Raw genomic sequence first — 16,209 nt, forward strand, 5'->3', positions numbered from 1 at the left:
GTGGGGTCGCATTATAGGGAGATCCGAAAACAGATCAACCCTTTTTTGAAGAAAACTTGAAATAAATGACTGTTCGCGTGAAATTAAAGCAAAGTGGTTACTTTAAACACTAAAAAGGCCCTTACGGGCCTTTTATATTAGTTTACGATGAGTTTCCAACCGAGTTTACTTTGCAATTTAGACTCTTGTTGTAGCTCACTAGCCATAAGAGGGTGTTCTTTTAACCAGTTATTGGCAAACTTTAAGTCTAAGGTGTCTTTTTCTACAGATAACTCTATTTTAGGAAGTACGTCGTCTTGTCGGCGCATCGATAATATTACGGCAATTCTTAATAACCTAACTAAGTATTGGGTAAGTGTACTATGTGCACCTAAAACGTCGAAGCTTCCTTTTTGAATATCGGAGCGATGAGCATTGGCAACAGCAGCAATCACTTTATGTTCAGATTGTGAAAAACCTGGCATATCGGTGTTTTCTATAATGTAGGCTGTGTGCTTGTGATATTGCTTGTACTCTATTAATAAACCAATTTCGTGTAGTTGTGCTGCGGCTTTTAAAAGCGGCAACGCATTTTCACTAACAAGCGGCCAGCTTTCACCTACTTGCTCTGCCAGTTGAATAACTAAGCTCGATACTCGATTAGCTTGCTTTTGATCAACATGGTAACGGTCCATAAACCCATCAACGGTGCGTTTACGAATGTCGTTGTTATGAAGCTCGGGCACCATACTGTAAAGCACACCTTCGCGTAGTGCACCGCCAGCTAATCCCATTTTTTCAATTTCAAGTGATTCAAATAGTGCAATTAAGATAGCAAGACCAGATACAAAAACTAATCTGCGCTCCTCGCTTAGACCAGGTAAGTCTAGTGCAGCGATAGTGCTAAACGTTATTGATTGCTCTTTTATTTTATTTAGCTTTTCTAGAGTGAGTAGTTCATCTAAGTGTTGCGCAACCATTATTTCTTGAATGGCTTGCACCGTGCCAGAAGCACCCGATGCAATTTGCCAACCTGCTTGTTTATACTCAGGGGCAATTTCATCAATGACTTCGTGGGCAGCTTTGATAGCAGCGTTAAAGTTTGCTTCACTTAATTGGCAATCTTTAAAATAGCGCTCTAAATAAGTAACGCACCCCATATTTAAGCTTTTATAGTGCAGTGCCTCAAAGCCCTTACCTATAACGACTTCGGTACTTGCACCACCAATATCAATAACTAGCTGCTTGCCAGTGCATGATGAAGTGTGTGCTACGCCTTTATAAATAGTGCGTGCTTCTAGCTCACCACTTATTACATTAATAGTGTGGCCTAAGATTTTTTCGGCTTGTGCTTTGAAAACATCGGCATTCGTCGCAAGACGTAATGTGGCCGTTGCTACTATGGTGATATTTTGTTTTGGAATGTCTTGTAGGCGCTCAGCAAAAAGTGCAAGGCACTCCCAGCCTCGCTGCATTGCCTCAGTGCTTAATACGTTATCTTTATCAAGCCCTGCGGCTAATCTTACTTTGCGTTTAACGCGGCCTATAGTTTGTAGGCCGCCAGCAATTGATTTAGCAATTAGCATATGAAAGCTATTTGAGCCTAAATCAATGACTGCATACACATTTTTTTGCGGTTTAAATTGCCCCACCGTTCAAAAACCTCTAGTTACTACTACGTACAGTAACGGCCGAGTTACGACCGTCCTTTTTGGTAACTATTATTTGGGCGACGTCCGTTATTATTACTACGATTACGTGGGCCTGTAGAATAGTTGCGCTTTCTTTGAATAGTAGGCTTTGTTAAATCATCTAGCAATGCGGTTTTATCATAATGTGATAAAGGAATGCTGTGCTCTATATACTCTTCTATTTCATGCAGGTTATAAGCGTACTGCTCACATGCAAAGCTAATTGCATGACCTGATGCGCCCGCACGACCTGTACGGCCTATACGGTGAACGTAATCTTCACAATCATCTGGCAGGTCAAAGTTAAATACATGACTTACCTCAGGGATATGTAGCCCACGTGCTGCCACATCGGTTGCCACTAAAAAGTCTAATTCGCCTTTGGTGAATTGCGCTAATATAGATTGGCGTTTTTTCTGGTTTACATCGCCAGTGAGCATACCTACTCGGTGGCCATCGGCTTTTAACCAGGCATACACTGTTTCACAGCTGTGCTTTGTATTGGCAAACACAATGGCTTTGTCTGGCCATTCTTCCTCAATTAAAGTTAATAGCAGCTTAATTTTATCTTCTTGAGAAGGATGAAATAGCTCTTCTTTAATTCGCTTACCTGTTTTAACGTCTGGCTCGATTTGAACGTGCTCAGGGTTGGTCATATGTTCAAAGGCAAGTTCTTGCACGCGATAAGAAAGCGTGGCAGAAAATAATAGATTTAATCTATCTGCTGTATCTGGCATACGGCGGAACATGTAACGAATGTCTTTTATAAAGCCTAAATCGAACATACGATCGGCTTCATCAAGCACAACTACCTCAATTTCATTAAGGGTGTAACAGCCTTGCTTGTACAAATCGATTAGTCGACCTGTAGTACCAATTAAAATATCAACGCCTTTTTCTAATTGTGCACGTTGTTTTTCGTAATCTTCGCCACCATATACTAAACCTAAGTTAAGATTACAGTGCGGCGCTAAAATTTTAGCATCTTTGTGTATCTGAATCGCAAGCTCCCGAGTCGGGGCCATGATCAGGGCTCTTGGATGTTTACTAGGTGCTTTGCTAGATTGTAATAACCGATGGCACGTGGCAGTTAAAAACGCCAACGTTTTGCCCGTACCTGTTTGTGCTTGGCCCGCGATATCGCGTCCGTCACAAATAAAAGGTAGGCATTTTGCTTGAATGGGTGTGCAATATTCAAACCCACTTTCGGTTAAACCGGCAACCACTTCCGGTGCGATAGCAAAGTCTGAAAACTTTTTATCGGTCAAATGTGTCTTAGTCATAGCGTTTAAGCATAACGTTTAAACTTGCAATAAGAAACAAGAGTGTTTAAATACGCACTAAATATTTCGCCTAACTAAATCGGAGAGCGCAATGAGCGAGAAAATAATCCAAATTACTGACGATAGCTTTGAAGCTGACGTATTACAATCAGACAAGCCTGTACTAGTAGATTTTTGGGCTGAGTGGTGCGGACCTTGTAAAATGATCGCCCCTATCCTTAATGAAGTAGCTGATGAATACGAAAGCCGTGTAACAGTTGCTAAATTAAACATCGACCAAAACGCGGGTACACCGCCTAAATTTGGTATTCGTGGTATTCCTACTCTGCTTCTTTTTAAAGACGGCCAAGTAGCTGCAACGAAAGTTGGTGCGCTTTCTAAAACTCAACTTATTGAGTTCTTAGAAAACAATATCTAAGTAAAAATTAAAAAAAGGGCGTTTTTGCCCTTTTTTTGTGTTTATTTTGTATAAAGACTGGACGCTATGCCAGTGAACTGCTAGTTTATAAAGCCAACTAATCCTTAGTTATATTCAACAAACCTCACTCAACTATCAAAGCGATTTTGAGTATGACAATTGTAATAAAGAACCCACCAATATGCATTTACGCGAATTAAAAGACAAGTCTATAAAAGAACTTGTAAACTTAGCTGAGTCCATGGGGCTCGAAAACGTAGCCCGCTTAAGAAAGCAAGATATCATTTTTGCCATTCTTAAAGCACACGCCAAAGGCGGAGAGAACATCTTCGGTGGCGGTGTACTAGAGATTTTACAAGATGGTTTTGGTTTTTTAAGATCATCAGAAGCATCTTACTTAGCTGGCCCAGATGATATTTATGTATCTCCAAGCCAAATTCGCCGTTTCAGCATGCGTACTGGCGATTCTATTTCAGGGCTTATTCGTCCACCTAAAGATGGCGAACGCTACTTTGCTTTATTAAAAGTAAATGAAGTTAACTTCGATAAACCTGAAAACTCTCGCACTAAAATTCTTTTTGAAAACCTTACCCCACTACATGCAAACGAACGTTTTCGTATGGAACGCGGTAACGGCAGTAAAGAAGACATTACCGCTCGTGTACTTGATTTAGCATCTCCAATTGGCCGTGGCCAACGTGGTTTGTTAGTAGCACCGCCTAAAGCGGGTAAAACAATGCTACTGCAAAACATTGCACAATCAATTACTCACAATCACCCAGATGTTACATTAATGGTTTTACTTATTGATGAGCGTCCGGAGGAAGTAACCGAGATGCAACGCCTCGTTAAAGGTGAAGTTATTGCATCAACGTTTGATGAGCCAGCTTCTCGCCACGTACAAGTTGCAGAAATGGTTATTGAAAAAGCAAAACGTTTAGTTGAGCACAAAAAAGATGTGGTTATCTTGCTTGATTCAATCACCCGTTTAGCGCGTGCTTACAACACTGTTATTCCTTCATCAGGTAAAGTACTTACCGGTGGTGTTGATGCTAACGCATTGCACAAGCCTAAGCGCTTCTTTGGTGCTGCACGTAATGTTGAAGAAGGCGGTAGCTTAACAATTATAGCTACAGCACTTATCGACACGGGCTCTAAAATGGATGAAGTTATCTACGAAGAGTTTAAAGGTACCGGTAACATGGAACTACACTTAAATCGTAAGATTGCTGAAAAGCGTGTATTCCCTGCCATCGACTTTAACCGCTCTGGTACGCGTCGTGAAGAACTACTTACTAAGCCAGATGAGCTACAAAAGCTGTGGATTTTACGTAAGATTGTTCATGAAATGTCAGAGATTGATGCAATGGAATTCTTAATTGATAAGCTTTCTATGAGCAAAACGAACGATGAATTCTTCGATTCGATGAAACGCCAATAAGCGCGTTTTCGTTATATAAAAAAAGCGCCTAGGGCGCTTTTTTTATGTTTAAACGACTAATACCAATCGGCTTAGATATTTAGCCTTTCTAGCATACTAAATAAAGCGTTAATGGCGTTATAAATTTCTTATGTAGAACAACTAGGTGTCAAAACTTATGCCTTATGACCACTCTATTTATCTGTCGCTATAAATGTCTAATAACCTAACACGATTGGTATAATTAACTCTCGTTATATTTTTTAAGTACACGCTGTAATTCATCTACAAGCTTTTGAATGTGTTCTTTACTTTGGCTTTGTTTATTGAGTAAAGCCATATCGAGATTTTTAGCGGCTTTGGCAATATCGTCTAACGCAAACATTTGCGCAGCGCCTAAAATACGATGGCTGTCTTTTTGTAGTGCCTCTAGGTCATTACTATTATGGTGCTGACTTATGGTTTCGCTTTCAAACGTGAAGCTTTGCTTAAAACTTGTTACTAAGTCGCTCATGTCTATCTTAGCTGTATAGGCTGCCTCTTGTTTTGCTTCACCTAAATGCTGGGCAAGGGTGTTATAAAACGCGTTTTTATCTAATGGCTTACCTAAATACCCTGTAAACCCTAGGGCAAGATAATCATCAACTTCATGGCTCATTGCATTGGCCGTTAAAGCAAAAATAGGCGCTTGAAAGCCGCATTGTTGCAACAACGAAAACGCAGCACGCCCGTCCATAATAGGCATTTGTATATCAAGCAGCACGAGGTCTGGGTATATTTGTAGGCACTTCTCAACCGCTTGCTCGCCATTTTCTACCGCAATAACTTCAAGCCCCATAGAACGTAAATAACGACTTATGAGCCTGCGATTGTCGGGATGATCCTCAGCCAGTACTACACGCCCGGTTAACTGCTTAACCTGTTCAGCTGTGTTTACATGTTCGTACTCATCTAGCTCTTTTTCGACCTCTACACAGGGTAAAAACAGCGAAAACTGACTTCCGCGTTTAAACTCACTTTGTACGCTAATGTAGCCGCCCATCATAGAGGCTAACTGTTGAGACAAACTAAGCCCTAACCCGGTGCCACCAAAGCGGCGACTAATACTGTTATCGGCTTGGCTAAAACATTCAAATATTTGTTTTAGCTGTGATGAATTCATGCCAATACCGGTGTCTTTAACTATAAAAACAAGCCCTTGCTCGGTTTTGTTTAAAGACACAACTACCTGCCCCGCCTGAGTAAACTTAACAGCATTAGCACATAAATTAATGAGTATTTGCTTCACCCGCATTAAATCGAGCTTGGTATAAAACGCATTGCCTACATGGTTATCAAAACGAATTTGTAAATGCTTCGCCTTAGCCTGCGTAATAAACATAGCATGCACATCGCTAACTAGCTGCACTATGTCAAAGCACGAAATATTAAGCTCTAATCTGTTTGCTTCTATTTTACTTAAATCGAGTACGTCATTAATTAAACTTTTTAAGTGATCGCTATGTCGTTGAATTATTTTTAATTCGTCTTGTAGGTTTTCAGGCTCGTACAAACCATTAATTAAATCATCTGTTTGGCCTAAAATAGCGGTGAGCGGGGTTCTAATTTCATGGCTAATATTTGCCAAAAACTGGCTTTTAACATCATTTGCTTCTCGCAACTCTTGGGCAATAGCTTGTAGCTCTGCTGTACGCTGCGCGACTTGTTCTTTTAATAACTGCTTAGCACGCTTTTCGGCGCCTCGACGATAAAGCGCCGTGCCCGTTACAATCACTAAAAATAATAAAACAAAAATAAAAACCGTAAGCTGCGAGCGTTGGCTCATTTTTAACTTTTGTACTTTTCGTTCTTGCTTCAGCTTTTGAATTTCTTGATTTAACTGAGTAGCTTTAAATTGATTTTGCAGTACAGCTAAAGCGCTGGTAATTGTTTCGCTATTTATACCGCGCTGCTCTGCTACAAACTTTTCGTGCAGAGTTAATGCCTCAGCGTAGTTGCCTTTGCTTGCCTCTAGGAGCGAGCGTGTACCAAAAGCATCGCGCTTTATACGCACACTATTATATTGTGTGGCCAAATCGGTTGCTTTATCTAGGCTTTTTTGCGAATCAGCAAGCTCGCCTCTCACAAATTGTATTTTAGCCAGTGCATGTAAGGCGTTAAGCTCTAAACTGTGATTAGCAATTTTAAGGGCATTTTGTACCCCCAATTTAGCTTGATCGTAGGCAACATCCACGTTATTAAGAATTAAATTGATGTTTGCTAAATTAGTATATTGGGTAGATAACTTATTATAATCATTGGTAGAAATATAATAGCGCAGTGCCATTTGATAATAATGCAGCGCTAAATCAAATTGCGAACTTTCGTAGTAAGCAACCCCTAAATTATTGTTAACTTGCGCTATGCCGCTGGTATCAGCTAATTTTTGATAAACTTTAAGTACTTCTTTATAAAATAAAATGGCGCTTTCGTAACGCGATAACCTTATGTACACCCCTGCTATATTTAGCAAAATATCAGCTTGGTCTTGAGCACTGCCCTTTTTCTCATAAATCTCTTTTGCTTTTAAATAATATTCGAGCGTTAGCTCCATATTATTCATTTCAAAGTACGCTAAACCAATATTACTAAGTAGGTTTGCAAGCTCTACTTGCTTATTGTTTTTTTCAACAATCACCATGGCGCGGCTATATTCAACAATAGCTTGCTGAAAATACCCCTGAAAATAAAACACAACGCCTTGCATTTTAATGGCTCTAAAATGCATATCTGGTAGGTAGTTTAAGGAGGTGTGCTGTTCTAATTTTTTAAAATACAGCAGGGCATTTTCAAAATCATCTGAGGAGAAGGCTAAATCAGCAAGTTCAGAATACACACTGACCTTTTGGGATTCTGTAATATTTTTTGCTTCAAGCAGTGCATTACCGAGCGTGAGTTTTACGTCCCACTGCTGCTCTTTTTTAAATTCATCAAATAAAGATACACTATTTTGAGCAAAGCTTGGCAGTATGAACACACAACATAAAACAAATAAAAGGCACTTCAATTTGCCTTGCATAATATTATTCCTTCAAACTTTAGCTTTAGTCAGTGTAATCTTTATTGAAGATACACAACAAAACGAGTGCAAACAATGCTTAACCCCCTGATTGATGAGATTTTTGAGCTACTTTTAACTCAGCGTGTTTGGAAAGTTCATATCTTAGCTGCAACGCTCGCTCAACAAGGGGTGTTACCACCTTTAGATGCAAACCCTGAGCAAAATTTATTTAAAAAGAATTTTTTAATTATGAATGCTTTATTTGAGCTGCAAACACAGCTATTACCCAAGCACTTAATTATATCGTCATTACATATTGAACTTACAGAGCCAAGTAGCAATGTAGCAACGCAATCCCATTTAAAAAGTTACTATTTAAACTGGGAAAACTACGACACCAGTGCCAAAGACATAGAGGCATTATTAGATAGTTTTTGGCAGCAATTTAACCCACTAATAAAGCAACCAGTTGGGCATATTGAGCCATTACTTAAGGCTTGGCAACTACCGCCAAACTTTAGCCTGGCTATGCTACAAAAGCGCTGGCGGCAATTGGCATTAAAACATCATCCCGATAAGCAAACTGGGAGTGCATGTAAATTTAGACAAATAAGAGCCGAGTATGAGCAGCTAAAGCTAGCTGCTCAAAACAGGTAATTAACGGGTAAGGCGACGGGCACGAATTTTACGCCCTTTAATATTGCCCTCGGTTAATTTACGAAGCGCAGGTTTTGATGCATTGCGCTCAACGGCTACAAAGGCAACGTTATCAAGTACATTTATTTTACCTACTTGGCGTCCTGCAACACCATCTTTGCCAGTAAGTGCACCTAAAATATCACCAGCGCGCACTTTTTGCTTTTTGCCCGAGTCAATCATTAGGGTAACCATTTCAGGCTTGTAAGGCGGCTTTTCTAATAAGCTAAAAGCAGGCATTGGCTCTGGCAAAAAATCTCGTTCGTAATGGTCGCCTATTTGCGCCACTTTAAACTGCTCAGCCTCACCGTAAATAGAACACGCAATGCCTTTTTTACCCGCTCGGCCTGTACGCCCTACACGGTGCACATGGGTTTGTGGGTCGTGTGCTAAATGGTAATTTATTACCATGTCCATGTCGTCAATATCTAAGCCACGCGCGGCAACATCGGTAGCAACTAATATTGAGGCGCTCTTATTAGCAAAATGAATTAACGTACGTTCGCGATCACGCTGCTCTAAATCACCGTGCAACGCCACTGCGCTAAAGCCTTCACTTGCTAAATCATCACAAACTTGTTGTGTTTCTACCTTGGTATTACAAAAAACAACACAGCTTTGTGGTGTATATTTAAGTAGTAATAATTTAAGTGTTGAGTAACGCTGTTTGTTGTTATCCATTTTGTAAAAGTATTGCTTTATTGTGCTTTTTTCTTGCTCTTCTTCTACTTTTATCATCTCTGGATTTTTTAATACGCGCTTTGCAATCGCTTCAATTGCACGCGGAAATGTTGCACTAAATAACAACGTTTGACGATTTTGCGGTATGTGCTCAATAATGGCATCAAGGGTATCTTGAAAGCCCATATCAAGCATTTGATCTGCTTCATCAAGTACTAACGTTTCAACATCGTCTAAACGCAGTGTACCTTTACGAATATGATCGTCCACTCGCCCAGGTGTACCCACAATAATGTGCGCGCCATGCTCAAGCGAGCCTATTTGTGGGCCAATTGATACACCACCACATAGCGTTAATATTTTAATATTGTGAATACCGCGGGCAAGTTTACGCATTTCTACTGCCACTTGCTCGGCCAGTTCGCGCGTTGGACAAAGTACAAGCGATTGAATACGAAAACGTTTTACATTTAATTTAGCTAACACACCTAAACTAAAAGCAGCAGTTTTACCTGAACCGGTTTTTGCCTGTGCAATAATGTCTTTACCTTCAAGTACAGGTGGCAGGCTTTGCGCTTGTACAGGCGTCATTTGCGAGTAGCCAAGTGTTGATAAATTATCAACTAAACCAGCAGGTAAAGCCAAAGATGAAAATGCAGTAGAAGTCACAATAAATTCCAAAATAATAAAAACAACACAGGGCTTAGCCCCAAAATATGGCTCTATAATAGCAGAATTCAGGTTAGGCAACCATTAATACCCGATGTGCATTATTTTACGATGCGTTAATCCTTGTTAATAAAAAAGTTGCAAATGATACTAGTTTTCATTAAGATCCTCGAAAAATTTTAACACCCTAACACTGGATGTAATTGATGAAACTAAACTCACTGTACGTAGCACTTGTTGGTGCCATTAGCACAAGCGCCTTTGCCGCCCCTACTGACTTAGAGCGAATTGAAGTTAAAGGTAGTTATTTTAACGACTACAAAGTCGACAACGCCAACGGAGCAATGAGAACATCAGCGTCATTGTTAGAAACAGCGCAATCAGTCACTGTTATTAGCGATACAATCATTAGCGAGCAATTAGCAACGACCCTTGGCGAAGTACTTACTAACGATGCAAGTTTAACTGCCGGCTCTCAACAACGTAACCGTGAAGTATTTAACTTACGCGGCTTTGAACTTAGCTCATCGACAGGCTACTTACGTGACGGACACCAACATTGGTCTCACTACCAGCAACCGATTGAAATTCTACAACAAGTAGAAGTTATTAAAGGTCCATCAAGTATTTTATACGGACAATCAGGCCCAGGTGGCTTGATTAACATGGTGACAAAAAAGCCTACGGCAACCACATTATTTAACGCCAGCGCAGATGTAGACCAACACGGCTCTACCCGCTTTATGCTAGACGCAGCTGGTGCACTTACCGACGCTGAAGATTTACGTGCACGCGGTATTTTAGTAAAACAAGATGTTGATTACTGGCGCGAATACCAAAACGGCGAAAACCGTGAACGCGACCGTTTTTTAGGTGCTGTAATTGTTGATTACGATTTAAGCGACAACGCATTAGTACGTGTACATTACGACCGCACAGACGACGAAGCAGGCCTTGATACAGGTGCATGGATAGATGACAACGCTAATGTGATTGGCGATGACAAAACCATTCGCGATATGTCTTGGGCGTTTACTGACATAACGGTAGAAAACTTAGGCGTAGATTTTGAAGTGTACTTAAACGATCACTGGCAAGTTAAGCTTGGTTACAACGAGCAAACATTTGAGCGCCAGCGTTTTGAGTCTGCACCTCGTAAGCCAAGCACATTCGTAGAAGGCGATAGCTATGAGTCGCGCCCTTACGACCGTTTTGACGATTGGCAGTTTAAAACCGCATTTATTGATTTTGTTGGCGAATTTAAAACCGGTAGTTTACAACATCAGTTTTTAATTGGTGCAAACTCACTAGATTACTATTACGGGCAACGCCGTACATCAGCAGAGTATTTTAATTTTGCTGCAGGCCAAAACGAGCCAAGCCGCCCAACAGTAAGCTATAAATCAGATGATACTATTAGCGAAACTGAATACGACTACTACGGTATTTACGTTCAAGACTTAATTACTTTCTCGCCACAGTGGCAAGTATCATTAGGTGGCCGTTACGATGAGCAAAATAGAGAAGGCGCAGATAACGAGTCGTTCGTACCAAAAGTAGGTGTGCTTTATCACCCTAACCCTTCTGCGACTATTTATGCTAGCTACTCAGAAGGTTTTGAGCCACAAGGTAGCGATACATTAGTAAGCGAAACTGACATCAACAACGGTATGAAGCTTGATGCTGTTACCTCTGAGCAAAAAGAGATTGGTGTTAAATGGCAACTATTTGATGACCGCCTAATGTTAAGCGGTGCTGTATTTGATATTAGCAAAAAAGGCACCTTAGTAACCGAAGCACTTGAAGTGCCAGTCGGCGAATTTACCTCTGAAACAAACCAAGTAGGCGAGCAACGCCATAAAGGGCTTGAGCTAAGCGCGCAAGGTGCAGCTACCGATCGCTTATTTGTTATGGCATCAACTATGTACTTAGATGCAAATTTTGAGCGTGACGAAGACCTACAAGGTAAACGCCCTACTGATGCTCCTAAATGGTCTGCATCACTTTGGACACGCTATGAGTTAAACGACACCATTGCATTTAATGCCGGTGCATTTTATGAAGGTGAGCGCTTTGCCGATAGTGCAAACACAGTAGTAAAAGATGCTTACACACGAGTAGATGTAGGTGCAACTTACAAACTTAAAGTAAGCAAAACCGATGTAAACCTTCGTTTAAACATTGAAAACCTATTAGACGAAAACTACTTAGGCGGCGGTGGCTTAAACAACGTTACCGTGGGCGAAGGCACAAATGCACGCCTAGCAGCTCAATTTAGCTTTTAAGTTATAAAACTTATACTTATAAAGCCCGCACAATAATAATTGTGCGGGCTTTTTACTGCCTATTAAAAACACCACTGCATTCATCTCATCTATTTTTTAAAGCCTTTAAAAAGTGCTCTAATACACTTAATTATAAAAAGGCTTACTCTATATGAAAAAAATTATTACAGCGCTACTAATGACTAGCAGCCTCAGCGTTAGCGCAAACAATGCAGAATTCACCACAATGCAATTACAACAGGTTGATGAGGTGCGCACTGCTGCACTTAAAAGCCATTTAAGCTACGAGCTACTCGAGTCACTCACAACAGAAGTTGGCCCTCGCTTACCCGGCACTGAAAACGATAAAAAAGCAGTAGCATGGGCTAAAGCAAAATTTAACGAACTTGGTTTTGATAAAGTATGGCTTGAAGAAGCAACATTTCCAAAATGGCGCCGTTATAGCGAAAGCGGAAAAATACTCACCCCAAGTGAGCAACCTCTGCATTTAACTGCGCTGGGTAACAGTGTAAGCACACCTAAAGATGGTATTAGTGCACCGGTTGTGTTGTTTAAAACATTGGATGAGCTAATTGCAGCACCAGCAAATAGCTTAGAAGGTAAAATTGCCTATATTAATTACCGCATGAACCGCGACATAGACGGCAACGGATACGGCCCCGCAGTAAAAGCACGTGCCACAGGCGCAATTGAAGCTGCAAAAAAAGGCGCGGTTGCTTACATGATGCGCTCAGTGAGCACAGCTCACCATCGCTTTGCTCACACTGGTGGTAGTTACTATAAAGAAGGGGTTAAAAAAATACCTAACGTAACTATTGCCAACCCGGATGCGGATCAAATAGCGCGCTTAGTGGCTTTAAACAAAAAGGTAACAGTTAATATAAATGTACAAACACAAAGCCTAGGAGAAGGCACAAGCTATAACGTTATAGGCCAATTTAATGGCACCGAAAACCCAGAACAATATGTGTTAATTGGTGGCCACCTAGACTCGTGGGATTTAGGCACTGGCGCATTAGATGATGGTGCAGGTGTTGCGCTAACAATGGCAGCGGCCAAACACATTAGCGATGTTAAACGCCCTAAGCGCAGTATTCGTGTTGTACTGTTTGCAGCAGAAGAGCTTGGACTTTGGGGTGCAAAAGCTTACTTTGCACAACACAAAAGTGACTTACACAATATAGTTGCAGCTGCTGAGTCGGACTTTGGCGCCGATGTAGTATATGGTTTTGAGTCAAATGTTAATGCGGCTTCTCTGCCAGTAGTGCGTGCCATAGCAAAAGAGTTGGCTGCGTTAAACATTGAGTACATTGGTAAAAACCAGGCTAACGGCGGGCCAGATTTAATCCCCTTAAAAAAAGCGGTGTCGGCACCTATATTTGAGTTGGCCCAAGATGGCACTGATTACTTTGATTACCATCACACAGCTGATGACACACTCGATAAAGTAACGCCTGCTAAACTGCGCCAAAATACCGCTGCGTATGCTGTATTTGCGTTAATGGCAGCAGATGCCAAAACAACAATTCAAGCGAAAGCGCAGGCTAACTAATAACTGACATACTTACTTACAGTTTGTCGCTTTGATAAACGCACTCCTTGTTTTACCTTTATATAAATTAAATAAAACAAGGAGTGTGCGGGCATGTTGCTTTTCAATACGAGTCAGTCGTTTCCTCATTTTGCACAAACACAGTGCTGCCCTAACTGCCATAGCCGCGCCTATCATCTAATAAACCAAAGTCGTTTTTTACGCTTTACGGTTATTCCGGTTCTACCTTTAGCACTAAACTATAAATACGAATGCTATCAATGCGGCCATAATGCGCCTGTAAAGTTAAAGCAGTTACCGATGTTTGAAATTTTCACTCTACCTAAATACTTTATAGGGGTATTTTTAGCGTTATGGGTGGGGTTATTTTTTTACCAACAACACGCTGCTGCGCAAGCGCAAAAGCAAAGCTACTTAACTAACCCTAAACCCTACGATACGTATTTAGTACACGCTGATAAATTTACTCATGAGCCATGGACACTCACCAACTTAAAAGTTGCGCAAGTTTTAAGTTTTGACGAGCAGTTTATTACGTTTCAAGTAAGTAACTACAGCTATAAGCGCAACAAAGGCATTACTACTGCAATGCGTACCAGCTTATTAGTACAAAGAGGTTACTTCTCAGATGACAAAATTACTTTGCCTCGTAGCGAAGTAAAAAGACTTTACAGCGACGGGGTGATTTACGACGTACTGCGCCCCTCGGCAAACAGTTTATATGGTGGTTTTGTAATGTTTCCGCCAAAACCAAAACCGCTATATAAAGGCTTAAAGCTCGACAAAAATAACCAACAGGGCATTACGTATTTTAAAAACGGACAGTATAGCGATGCGCTTGAGAGTTTTACTCTAGCCGCAAATGCCGGCTCGCAATGGGGGCAGCTCAATCTTGCGCAAATGTACCGAGATGGACAAGGCGTGACTCAAAATGTACAAACAGCAAAACATTGGTATGAGCAGGCAATAGCGCAAGGTAATAGCAAAGCGAAATATGAGCTAGAACAGCTTTGTGAAAACAGCCAATGTAAATAATCTAAGGCTGTATTTAAAATAATGATTAGGCTGCGCTTTGATGAAAATATAAAACAAAGCGCAGCCTAAAAATTCACACAGCAGTTATTTATTAAATATTTTTGTATAAGCTAAATGCAGAATAACAATGCATAGCCCTGCTACTACTCCTAGTAATCCGTCAAATATAAGGGGGGCTAATGTTTCGCCGGTGCCATTTAATAACGACTTGCCTATGGCTATTACTTCTAATTGCCAATGATGTAGTAGCTCAATACCGTGGGATAAAATGCCGCCACCGACTAAAAACATGGCCACCGTGCCGGCAAAGGCTAAAAATTGCATAAGCCTTGGTGCTGCAGCTAATAGCCCCTTACCAAGCATCTCTTTAAATTTATTAGCCGACACCTTTGATTGATTAAGCAAATACAACCCCGCGTCATCAAGCTTTACAATACCGGCTACAAGGCCGTATACACCTATGGTCATTAATACGGCTATAACACACAGTACAAGCGCCTGATTTACAAGTGTGGCACCTGCAACCGTTCCCAAGGTGATCACTATAATTTCGGCTGAGAGAATAAAGTCGGTGCGTATGGCTCCTTTTACTTTTTGCTTTTCATACTCAGCTGGGTCTAATTGTTGCGACTCATCAGCCTCTTTTTCGGGGTGAGGTAAAAACCCAGCAAATACTTTCTCAGCGCCTTCAAAACATAAAAATAAGCCACCGATTATTAGCAGCGGGGTTATTAACCAAGGCAGCCATACACTTATGAGCAATGCACCAGGCACCAAAATAGCTTTATTCAAAAATGAGCCCTTTGCCACAGCCCAAACTACGGGTAATTCGCGGTCGGCTGTAACCCCTGTAACTTGCTGAGCATTAAGTGCTAAGTCGTCACCAAGTACACCGGCTGTTTTTTTAGTGGCGACTTTACTCATTGTGGCAATGTCATCAAGTAAGGTGGTTATATCATCAAGTAATGTTAAAAGGTTAATGCCTGCCATGTTGCTTCCTAGCTAAAAAATAATGCTATCAACATAGCGTAATACGTAATTTTCACCAACGGTTAATTTTGCTTTGTTATGCTGATTAAACGCACTGATTTTTATCAATGGCAAACTTACTTAGGGGATATAAATGAAAGCATTGGTGGTTATTTTTACAAGCATGCTGGTTTTATCAGCCTGTAGTAATGAGTCTAAAAGTACCCACTACTTATGCAACGAGCGCGTAGTAGAATTAGCCCACCAAGGAGCGGGGGCAACACTTACTTTAAATGAGCAAACATATACGCTTAATAAAGAGCCGAGCGCATCAGGGGTAAAGTATATTAATGAGCGAGTGCTATTTTGGTCTAAAGCCGATGAAGCCATGCTGATTGTTTCAGGTAATAAATACCACTGCCAACTTCAACAAACGGACGCCTTATAATTTTGTCGTTCGCGATTTAAACTTTTTCTTTTTTCTCATCGTA

At 40.9% G+C, this 16,209-nt stretch carries 12 protein-coding genes; 7 read left to right on the forward strand and 5 right to left on the reverse strand.

Going from position 1 to position 16,209, the window contains the following annotated elements; genetic code table 11:
* Window positions 1-137: 137 nt before the first annotated feature.
* Both gppA and rhlB read right to left on the reverse strand, forming a co-directional pair.
* Window positions 138-1,631, reverse strand: a complete 1,494-nt coding sequence (gppA, locus tag MTN96_RS26815) for a guanosine-5'-triphosphate,3'-diphosphate diphosphatase (RefSeq protein ID WP_096040975.1) — start codon at window positions 1,629-1,631, stop codon at window positions 138-140.
* Between the two features lie 44 nt (window positions 1,632-1,675).
* Window positions 1,676-2,953 carry an ATP-dependent RNA helicase RhlB gene (gene rhlB, locus MTN96_RS26820; protein ID WP_054983731.1) on the reverse strand — a complete coding sequence of 426 codons (1,278 nt, stop codon included), beginning with the start codon at window positions 2,951-2,953 and terminating at the stop codon, window positions 1,676-1,678.
* Window positions 2,954-3,044: 91 nt separating this feature from the next.
* Here rhlB and trxA point away from each other — a divergent pair, with 91 nt between their 5' ends.
* Complete coding sequence (trxA, locus tag MTN96_RS26825; RefSeq protein ID WP_004588957.1) at window positions 3,045-3,371, forward strand: thioredoxin TrxA; 327 nt, start codon at window positions 3,045-3,047, stop codon at window positions 3,369-3,371.
* Between the two features lie 181 nt (window positions 3,372-3,552).
* Complete coding sequence (rho, locus tag MTN96_RS26830) at window positions 3,553-4,812, forward strand: transcription termination factor Rho (protein WP_004588958.1); 1,260 nt, start codon at window positions 3,553-3,555, stop codon at window positions 4,810-4,812.
* Between the two features lie 223 nt (window positions 4,813-5,035).
* On the opposite strand, the gene MTN96_RS26835 is transcribed toward rho, so the two are convergent.
* Window positions 5,036-7,849, reverse strand: a complete 2,814-nt coding sequence (locus MTN96_RS26835; RefSeq protein ID WP_248533298.1) for an ATP-binding protein — start codon at window positions 7,847-7,849, stop codon at window positions 5,036-5,038.
* Window positions 7,850-7,924: 75 nt separating this feature from the next.
* Here MTN96_RS26835 and MTN96_RS26840 point away from each other — a divergent pair, with 75 nt between their 5' ends.
* Entirely contained in the window at window positions 7,925-8,488 is a 564-nt protein-coding gene (locus MTN96_RS26840; RefSeq protein ID WP_248533300.1) for a DNA-J related domain-containing protein, read from the forward strand.
* Here the strand turns inward: MTN96_RS26840 and dbpA are convergent, their stop codons facing one another.
* Window positions 8,489-9,877: an ATP-dependent RNA helicase DbpA gene (gene dbpA / locus MTN96_RS26845; protein ID WP_248533302.1), complete on the reverse strand. Its 1,389-nt coding sequence runs from the start codon at window positions 9,875-9,877 to the stop codon at window positions 8,489-8,491.
* 206 nt (window positions 9,878-10,083) lie between these two features.
* Between dbpA and MTN96_RS26850 the strand changes: the two genes are divergently transcribed.
* The 3 genes from MTN96_RS26850 to MTN96_RS26860 all read left to right on the forward strand — a co-directional run bounded on the left by MTN96_RS26850 (window position 10,084) and on the right by MTN96_RS26860 (window position 14,749).
* Window positions 10,084-12,162 carry a TonB-dependent siderophore receptor gene (locus tag MTN96_RS26850; RefSeq protein ID WP_248533304.1) on the forward strand — a complete coding sequence of 693 codons (2,079 nt, stop codon included), beginning with the start codon at window positions 10,084-10,086 and terminating at the stop codon, window positions 12,160-12,162.
* 151 nt (window positions 12,163-12,313) lie between these two features.
* A complete protein-coding gene (locus tag MTN96_RS26855) occupies window positions 12,314-13,714 on the forward strand; it encodes a M20/M25/M40 family metallo-hydrolase (protein WP_248533307.1) in 1,401 nt (466 codons plus the stop codon).
* A gap of 93 nt (window positions 13,715-13,807) precedes the next feature.
* Window positions 13,808-14,749, forward strand: a complete 942-nt coding sequence (locus tag MTN96_RS26860) for a tetratricopeptide repeat protein (protein ID WP_248533309.1) — start codon at window positions 13,808-13,810, stop codon at window positions 14,747-14,749.
* 84 nt (window positions 14,750-14,833) lie between these two features.
* Here MTN96_RS26860 and MTN96_RS26865 read toward each other — a convergent pair whose 3' ends face one another.
* Window positions 14,834-15,739: a DUF808 domain-containing protein gene (locus MTN96_RS26865; RefSeq protein ID WP_248533311.1), complete on the reverse strand. Its 906-nt coding sequence runs from the start codon at window positions 15,737-15,739 to the stop codon at window positions 14,834-14,836.
* A gap of 133 nt (window positions 15,740-15,872) precedes the next feature.
* On the opposite strand from MTN96_RS26865, the gene MTN96_RS26870 reads away from it, so the two are divergent.
* Window positions 15,873-16,166, forward strand: coding sequence for an MliC family protein (locus MTN96_RS26870; protein WP_248533313.1), 294 nt, complete (start codon window positions 15,873-15,875; stop codon window positions 16,164-16,166).
* Window positions 16,167-16,209: the final 43 nt, after the last annotated feature.

The organism is Pseudoalteromonas sp. 2CM28B (assembly GCF_023161935.1).

Bases quoted from the DNA above. Each gene is read 5' to 3' on its own strand.
- MTN96_RS26850 (WP_248533304.1), top strand. From the start codon at position 10,084: ATGAAACTAAACTCACTGTACGTAGCACTTGTTGGTGCCATTAGCACA.
- MTN96_RS26835 (WP_248533298.1), bottom strand. From the start codon at position 7,849: ATGCAAGGCAAATTGAAGTGCCTTTTATTTGTTTTATGTTGTGTGTTC.
- rho (WP_004588958.1), top strand. From the start codon at position 3,553: ATGCATTTACGCGAATTAAAAGACAAGTCTATAAAAGAACTTGTAAAC.
- MTN96_RS26840 (WP_248533300.1), top strand. From the start codon at position 7,925: ATGCTTAACCCCCTGATTGATGAGATTTTTGAGCTACTTTTAACTCAG.
- trxA (WP_004588957.1), top strand. From the start codon at position 3,045: ATGAGCGAGAAAATAATCCAAATTACTGACGATAGCTTTGAAGCTGAC.
- MTN96_RS26860 (WP_248533309.1), top strand. From the start codon at position 13,808: ATGTTGCTTTTCAATACGAGTCAGTCGTTTCCTCATTTTGCACAAACA.
- MTN96_RS26870 (WP_248533313.1), top strand. From the start codon at position 15,873: ATGAAAGCATTGGTGGTTATTTTTACAAGCATGCTGGTTTTATCAGCC.
- MTN96_RS26855 (WP_248533307.1), top strand. From the start codon at position 12,314: ATGAAAAAAATTATTACAGCGCTACTAATGACTAGCAGCCTCAGCGTT.
- MTN96_RS26865 (WP_248533311.1), bottom strand. From the start codon at position 15,739: ATGGCAGGCATTAACCTTTTAACATTACTTGATGATATAACCACCTTA.
- rhlB (WP_054983731.1), bottom strand. From the start codon at position 2,953: ATGACTAAGACACATTTGACCGATAAAAAGTTTTCAGACTTTGCTATC.